Source organism: Actinotalea sp. (genome assembly GCF_041597215.1).
Taxonomy (GTDB): Bacteria; Actinomycetota; Actinomycetes; order Actinomycetales; family Cellulomonadaceae; genus Actinotalea.
Genome location: NZ_JBFHHB010000162.1, coordinates 1 through 7,282, shown reverse-complemented (window position 1 = coordinate 7,282; position 7,282 = coordinate 1). Strand labels below are relative to the sequence as shown.

General features: G+C 72.0%; 5 protein-coding genes and 1 pseudogene. 4 read left to right on the top strand and 2 right to left on the bottom strand.

The features are described from left to right. Positions 1-44 precede the first annotated feature (44 nt). Both pflB and dxs read right to left on the bottom strand, forming a co-directional pair. Positions 45-2,324: a formate C-acetyltransferase gene (pflB, locus tag ABWK99_RS11465; protein WP_372594834.1), complete on the bottom strand. Its 2,280-nt coding sequence runs from the start codon at positions 2,322-2,324 to the stop codon at positions 45-47. A gap of 188 nt (positions 2,325-2,512) precedes the next feature. After that, complete coding sequence (gene dxs, locus ABWK99_RS11460; protein ID WP_372594833.1) at positions 2,513-4,387, bottom strand: 1-deoxy-D-xylulose-5-phosphate synthase; 1,875 nt, start codon at positions 4,385-4,387, stop codon at positions 2,513-2,515. A 151-nt stretch (positions 4,388-4,538) separates the two neighbouring features. Between dxs and ABWK99_RS11455 the strand changes: the two genes are divergently transcribed. The 4 genes and pseudogenes from ABWK99_RS11455 to ABWK99_RS11440 all read left to right on the top strand — a co-directional run. Further along, positions 4,539-5,990, top strand: coding sequence for a GuaB1 family IMP dehydrogenase-related protein (locus ABWK99_RS11455; RefSeq protein WP_372594832.1), 1,452 nt, complete (start codon positions 4,539-4,541; stop codon positions 5,988-5,990). Continuing rightward, the gene (locus ABWK99_RS11450) at positions 5,987-6,679 is read left to right on the top strand and encodes a CoA pyrophosphatase (RefSeq protein WP_372594831.1); all 693 of its coding nucleotides are present in this window, start codon (positions 5,987-5,989) and stop codon (positions 6,677-6,679) included. The genes ABWK99_RS11455 and ABWK99_RS11450 overlap by 4 nt, the downstream gene beginning before the upstream one ends. Positions 6,680-6,728: 49 nt before the next feature. Then, positions 6,729-6,980 (top strand): hypothetical protein, encoded by a 252-nt coding sequence (locus ABWK99_RS11445; protein ID WP_372594830.1) that lies wholly within the window; start codon positions 6,729-6,731, stop codon positions 6,978-6,980. 66 nt (positions 6,981-7,046) lie between these two features. Further along, positions 7,047-7,282 (top strand): annotated as a pseudogene (locus ABWK99_RS11440) (hypothetical protein); the annotation flags it as partial.

Sequence of the window (7,282 nt, the reverse complement as noted above, 5' to 3'; positions counted from 1 at the left end):
GGGCGGGCCCACCGTGCTGCCGTGGAACGGTGTCCCGAAGGTGCTCAGAGAGCGCCGTGGAACGTCCGGGACAGCACGTCGAGCTGCTGCTCCCGGGTGAGGCGGACGAAGTTCACCGCGTAGCCGGAGACCCGGATCGTCAGCTGCGGGTAGTTCTCCGGGTGCTCCATCGCGTCCTCGAGGGTGTCGCGGTTGAGCACGTTGATGTTGACGTGGAAGCCCTCGGAGACGTTGTAGGCGTCCAGGAGGCCGACCAGGTTCGTCACCTGCTCCGCACGGTCACGGCCGAGGCCCGAGGGAACGACCGTCGAGGTCAGCGAGATGCCGTCCTGCGACTCGTCGTACGGGAGCTTGGCGACCGACAGCGCGCTGGCGAGCATGCCGTGGGTGTCGCGCCCGTTCATCGGGTTGGCGCCGGGGGCGAAGGGCTCGCCCTTGCGACGGCCGTCCGGGGTGTTCCCGGTGTGCTTGCCGTAGACGACGTTCGAGGTGATCGTCAGCACCGACTGGGTGTGCACCGCGTCGCGGTACGTCGGCTGCTTGCGGATCTTCTCCATGAAGCTCTTGACGAGCTCGACGGCGATCTCGTCCGCACGGTCGTCGTCGTTGCCGAAGACGGGGTACTCGCCCTCGGTCGTGAAGTCCACGATCAGGCCGGTCTCGTCGCGGATCGGGGTGACCTTGGCGTACTTGATCGCGGAGAGCGAGTCCGTCGCGACCGAGAGGCCGGCGATGCCGCAGGCGAGCGTGCGGAGGATGACGCGGTCGTGCAGCGCCATCTCGATGCGCTCGTAGGCGTACTTGTCGTGCGACCAGTGGATGCAGTTGAGCGCGTCCACGTAGGTCTCGGCGAGCCAGTCGAGCAGCACGTCGTAGCGGGCGTGCACGTCGGCGTAGTCGAGGACGTCACCGGCGACGGGCGCCGTGACCGGGGCGACCTGCTTGCCCGAGAGCTCGTCGCGGCCACCGTTGATCGAGTAGAGCAGCGCCTTGGCCATGTTCACCCGTGCGCCGAAGAACTGCATCTGCTTGCCGACCGACATGGCCGAGACGCAGCAGGCGATCGCCGCGTCGTCGCCGCACTGGTTGCGCACGAGCTCGTCGGACTCGTACTGGATCGCCGAGGTGTCGATCGAGACCTTCGCGCAGAACTCGCGGAAGCCGAGCGGCAGCTCCGGGCTCCACAGCACGGTGAGGTTGGGCTCGGGGGCCGGGCCCAGGTTGTACAGCGTGTTGAGGTAGCGGAAGGAGCTCTTGGTGACGAGCGAACGACCGTCCTCGCCGAGACCACCGATCGACTCGGTGACCCAGGTCGGGTCGCCGGAGAAGAGGGCGTCGTACTCCGGGGTGCGCAGGAAGCGCACGATCCGCAGCTTGATGACGAAGTCGTCGATGATCTCCTGCGCCTGCGACTCGGTGAGGGTGCCCTCGGCGATGTCGCGCTCCATGAAGACGTCGATGAAGGTCGAGGTGCGGCCGAGCGACATCGCTGCGCCGTTCTGCTCCTTGACGGCCGCGAGGTACGCGAAGTACAGCCACTGCACGGCCTCACGGCCGTTCGTCGCCGGACCGGAGATGTCGAAGCCGTACGAGGCTGCCATCTCCTTGAGCTCGCCGAGGGCGCGGATCTGCTCCGCGTTCTCCTCGCGCTCACGGATGACGTCCTCGGTGGAACGCTCCATCATCATCTCGGCGCGCTCGAGCTTCTTGGCCGCGATGAGGCCGTCGACCCCGTAGAGGGCGACACGGCGGTAGTCGCCGATGATGCGGCCGCGGCCGTAGGCGTCCGGGAGCCCGGTGATCAGGTGCGAGCTGCGCGCTGCCTTGACGTTGGGCGGGTACACGTCGAAGACGCCGCTGTTGTGCGTCTTGCGGTACTTGGTGAAGATCTCGGCGACCTTCGGGTCGGCCTCGAAGCCATAGGTCTTCAGGGCGTTCTCGACCATGCGCCAGCCGCCGAAGGGCATGATCGCGCGCTTGAGCGGGGCGTCGGTCTGCAGGCCGACGATCAGCTCGTTGTCCTGGTCGATGTAGCCGGGAGCGTGCGCCGTGATGAGGGCCGGCGTGTCGGCGTCGATGTCGTAGACGCCCTTCTCGCGCTCCTCCGGGAACATCGCGGAGAGCTTGGCCCAGATGCCCGTGGTGCGCTCGGTGGCGGGGGCGAGGAACGAGTCGTCACCGGTGTACTCGGTGTAGTTCCGCTGGATGAAGTCGCGGACGTCGATCCCGTCCTGCCAGGGGCCGGCGACAAAGCTGCGCCAGGCGGACTCGGGCTCGTGGGGCTGCGGGGTGACCGCGTTCCCCTGGTCTGCGGTGATCGCCATGGCAGTTGTTCTCCCTCGTCGTCGGCGTCGTTGACGTTCACGCTACGGGGGAAGACATGGGATGACCCGGGACCTTCGGTCCTGCACCCCCGTGCGTCGCGTGAGGTGAATCACACTACGTGAGGACGTGGCCCCTCACCACGACAGCGCGGCGAGAATCGGCCCGCGCTCGGACGTCGCCCGGGACCTCAGCGCGCGGTCATCCAGCCCACCACGTCCTCGGCGATGTCCTCCGCGCGCAGCCGGAGGCTCTCGACGAGCTCGGCCCGCGTGGCGTGCGGGAGGAAGGCCTGCGGGATGCCGATCGAGCGCACCGGGGTCCGCATCCCTGCTCCGGCGCAGCGCTGACCCAGCAGGGCGCCGATCCCACCGTCGACCAGCCCGTCCTCCAGGACCACGACATGCTCGTGCTCGCCCGCCAGCTTCACCAGGGCGTCGGGGACGGGGAGCACCCAGACGGGATCGACCGCGTCGGCGCGGATCCCCTGCTCGTGCAGGAGGCCCGCCACCTCGACGGCGACATGGGCCATGGCGCCCACTCCGACGAGGAGCACCGAGGCGCCGGCACCCGTCCCGCGGGCGAGCACGTCCACGCCGTCGACGTGGTCGACGGCAGGGAGCGCCTCCGGGAGGGGCCCCTTGGGGTAGCGGACGACGCTCGGCGCATCGTCGATGTCGACGGAGGCCCTCAGGGCCGCGCGCAGCGTGGTCTCGTCCCGCGGGGCGGCCAGGCGGAGCCCCGGCACCAGGTGCAGCAGGGCCATGTCCCACATGCCGTTGTGGCTCGCTCCGTCGTCGCCGGTCAGGCCCGCACGGTCGAGCACGAAGGTCACCCCCGCGCGGTGCAGCGCCACGTCCATGAGGACCTGGTCGAAGGCCCGGTTGAGGAACGTCGCGTAGACGGCCACCACCGGGTGCAGGCCGGCGAAGGCCATCCCCGCGGCGGACGTGACGGCATGCTGCTCCGCGATGCCGACGTCATGGACGCGCTCGGGGAACTCCGCGGCGAAGGGCGCCAGGCCGACCGGCTGGAGCATCGCAGCGGTGATCGCCACGACGTCGGAGCGGCGGTGACCGATCTGCACCATCTCGTCGGCGAAGACCGAGGTCCAGCCGAAACGCGAGGGTGCGACGGGCAGCCCCGTCTCGGGGTGGATCCGGCCGACGGCGTGGAAGCGGTCGGCCACGTCCTGCTCGGCCGGCTGGTAGCCACGACCCTTCTCGGTGATGACGTGCACGATCACCGGGCCGCCGAAGGCCTTCGCCCGGCTCAGGGCGACCTCGACCGCCGCGACGTCGTGGCCGTCGATCGGCCCGATGTACTTCAGACCGAGGTCCTCGAACATGCCCTGCGGCGCGAGGACGTCCTTGATGCCCTTCTTGAGACCGTGCAGGGCGTCGTACGCGAACCGTCCGGGCGGGCCCGACCTCCGCAGGATGCGCTTGCCCCAGGCGAGCACGTCCTCGTAGCGGCGCGTGGTCCGCAAGGAGTCGAGGTGGTGCGCAAGGCCACCGATGGTCGGGTCGTAGGAGCGACCGTTGTCGTTGACGACGATGACGAGCCGGCGGTCCTGGCCGGCGGCGATGTTGTTCAGCGCCTCCCATGCCATCCCGCCGGTCAGCGCGCCGTCGCCGATGAGCGCGACCACGTGCCGGTCGACACTGCCGCGCAGCGCGTAGGCCTTGGCGATCCCGTCGGCCCAGCTCAGGGCCGTCGACGCGTGGGAGTTCTCCACCACGTCGTGCTCGGACTCCGAGCGGCTGGGGTACCCGCTGAGGCCACCGCGTCGGCGCAGCTCGGAGAAGTCCCCGCGACCGGTCAGCAGCTTGTGGACGTAGGACTGGTGCCCGGTGTCGAAGACCATCGTGTCGCGCGGCGACTCGAACACCCGGTGCAGGGCGACGGTGAGCTCGACGACACCGAGGTTGGGCCCCAGGTGGCCACCCGTCCGGGACACGGCCTGGACGAGGAACGTCCGGATCTCGTCGGCGAGCTCGCCGAGCTGGTCCGGGCGGAGCGCCCGCACGTCGGCGGGCGTGGTGATCCCGGGCAGCAGAGCCATCTGAGCATCCTAAGGTCTGGGTCGGCGGTGCGCCCGTCACGCGGATCGCGACTCCACCGGGTGCCACCACCGGTGTCCACGAGGGACCGGCATCGGGGCTGTCTGCGTCCGCTCCGTCCGGGGAGCCGCTCGCAGTCCCTACCCTTGACCCATGCGCTTCCTGACCGGCCAGACCCCCGCGACCGACCTGACCTACGGCGACGTGTTCCTCGTCCCGTCCCGTTCGGACGTCGCCTCCCGCTTCGACGTCGACCTGACAGCCGTGGACGGCACCGGGACCACCATCCCGCTCGTGGTCGCCAACATGACCGCCGTCTCGGGGCGGCGGATGGCGGAGACGGTCGCCCGTCGCGGCGGGATCGCCGTCCTGCCGCAGGACATCCCGACGGCGGTGGTCGCCGACGTGGTGTCCTCCGTCAAGGAACGGCACACCGTCGTCGAGAGCGCCGTGGTGGTGGCCCCTGGCGACACCGTGCACACCGCGCTGACCCTGATCGGCAAGCGGGCCCACGGTGCGGCGGTCGTGCTGACCGACGGACGCCCGGTGGGTGTGGTGACGGAGGCGGACTGCCAGGGAGTCGACCGCTTCACCCAGGTCGGCACCGTCATGACGACGGACCCGACGGTCGTGGGTCTCGACGTGCTCGACGGCCCGGACGGACTGGAGACCGCCTTCGAGCGGCTGCACCGCTCACGGCGACGCTTCACCCCCGTCGTCGACGCCTCGGGCGTGCTGGTCGGCGTCCTGACCCGCACGGGTGCCCTGCGCTCCTCCGTCTACTCCCCCGCCGTCGACGGGTCCGGCCGCCTGCGCGTGGGAGCGGCCGTCGGCATCAACGGCGACGTCGCCGGCAAGGCCGCAGCCCTGCTCGAGGCCGGGGTCGACGTGCTCGTCGTGGACACCGCGCACGGGCACCAGCAGAGGATGCTCGACGCGCTGGCGGCCGTTCGCTCCCTCTCCCCTGCCGTGCCCGTCGTGGCAGGCAACGTCGTGACCGCCGAGGGCACCCGCGACCTCGTCGAGGCGGGCGCCGACATCGTCAAGGTGGGCGTCGGCCCCGGGGCCATGTGCACGACCCGCATGATGACGGCGGTCGGCCGTCCCCAGTTCTCCGCCGTCCTCGAGTGCGCCGCCGAGGCACGGCGGCTCGGGAAGCACGTCTGGGCCGACGGGGGCGTGCGTCATCCGCGCGACGTCGCGCTGGCCCTCGCGGCAGGCGCCTCGCAGGTGATGGTCGGCTCGTGGTTCGCCGGCACGCACGAGAGCCCCGGAGACCTGCACGACGACGGCTCCGGGCGGCTGTACAAGGAGAGCTTCGGGATGGCCTCGGCGAGGGCCGTGGCGGCAAGGACCAGGGGCGGCTCGGCCTTCGAGCGCGCGCGCAAGGGCCTGTACGAGGAGGGCATCTCCTCGTCGCGGATGTTCCTCGACCCGGCGCGGCCCGGTGTGGAGGACCTGATCGACCAGATCACCTCCGGCCTGCGCAGCGCCTGCACCTATGCCGGGGCCGCGAGTCTCGAGGAGTTCGCCGAGCGCGCGGTGGTGGGCCTGCAGTCGGCAGCGGGTTACGACGAGGGCAGGCCGCTGCCCGACGGCTGGTGAGCGCGACCGGGCAGGGGCCACGGTCGCGGCCACCGGCCCCGCGGGACCAGCTCGCCGCACTGGTGGACCGGGGCCTCACCTGGCCCCCGATCCCCGGCGACGCCTCGGCCCTGCGCCCCGCCGCGGTCCTGGTGCTCCTCGGCGTGCTCGACGCGGTCCCCGCCGAGCACGTGTCGGCAGCCGTCCCGGGCGATCTCGACGTCCTGCTCGTGGCCCGCTCCGACGAGCTCACCCACCACCCGGGCCAGGTCGCCTTCCCCGGCGGCCGCGTGGACCCGACCGACGCCGGGCCGGTCGAGGCCGCCCTGCGCGAGGCACGCGAGGAGACCGGCCTCGACCCCACCGGGGTGGAGGTGCTGGGTGCGCTCGGCGAGGTGCCGCTCCCGGTCAGCCGCCACCTGGTCACCCCGGTGGTGGGCTGGTGGCACGCGCCCTCGACGGTCGGCGTCGTGGACCGCCGGGAGTCCGCCGACGTGTTCCGGGCGCCGGTCGCCGACCTGGTGGACCCCGGGCGACGTGGCGTGGTCGCGAGCCTGCGGCCGGGCGGCGCACCGGCCTTCCGCACCCCGGCGTTCGATCTGGACGGCCACCTGGTGTGGGGCTTCACCGCGATCGTGCTGGACAGGCTGCTGGACGCGCTCGGCTGGACCGAGCCATGGGACCGCTCGCGCGAGCTGACCCTGCCCTGAGGCCGTCCGTCCCCGGGCGGCCGGGCGCACCGCCTGCGACCCTGGTGCGATGACGAGCGGACCGACCGACTGGACCTCAGGCGAGCGCGTGTTCGCCCCACCCTCGGGCACGCTCGACCCCGAGTGGCTGGTCCCTGCGGTGCTGGAGACGGCGCCGGGCCACAGCCCTGCGCAGGCGCGGGACGCCCTGGTGCGCGGATGGGCGGCGATCCGGTCCGGCGACGCCCCGCCGCAGGGGACGGCACTCGCCGACGTCGCCGCGTCGGTGCTCAGCGAGGCGATCAGGGCCTTCGACGCCTGAGGCACGGCTCCGGCGTGCCCGGTCCCCGCCCGGCCGCGCGGAGACCTCCGGCCCTAGGCTGACCCGGTGGCACCGACGAGGGCGAGAGGCCGACCGCGCCACCCGCTCCACGAGGTCGCCGTCGACGCGGGCCTCGTGGGCAGGCTGCTCGCGGCGCAGCACCCCGACCTGGCACAGCTCCCCCGCCGGGTGGCCAGCCGCGGCTGGGACAACGTCATGGTCCGCATCGGCACGGACCTGGCCGCGCGGCTGCCCGCCCGGGCGCAGGCGGTGCCCCTGGCGCGGAACGAGCACCGCTGGCT

Coding starts and splice junctions, on each gene's coding strand:
- pflB (WP_372594834.1), bottom strand. CDS start 2,324: ATGGCGATCACCGCAGACCAGGGGAACGCGGTCACCCCGCAGCCCCAC.
- ABWK99_RS11445 (WP_372594830.1), top strand. CDS start 6,729: ATGACGAGCGGACCGACCGACTGGACCTCAGGCGAGCGCGTGTTCGCC.
- ABWK99_RS11455 (WP_372594832.1), top strand. CDS start 4,539: ATGCGCTTCCTGACCGGCCAGACCCCCGCGACCGACCTGACCTACGGC.
- dxs (WP_372594833.1), bottom strand. CDS start 4,387: ATGGCTCTGCTGCCCGGGATCACCACGCCCGCCGACGTGCGGGCGCTC.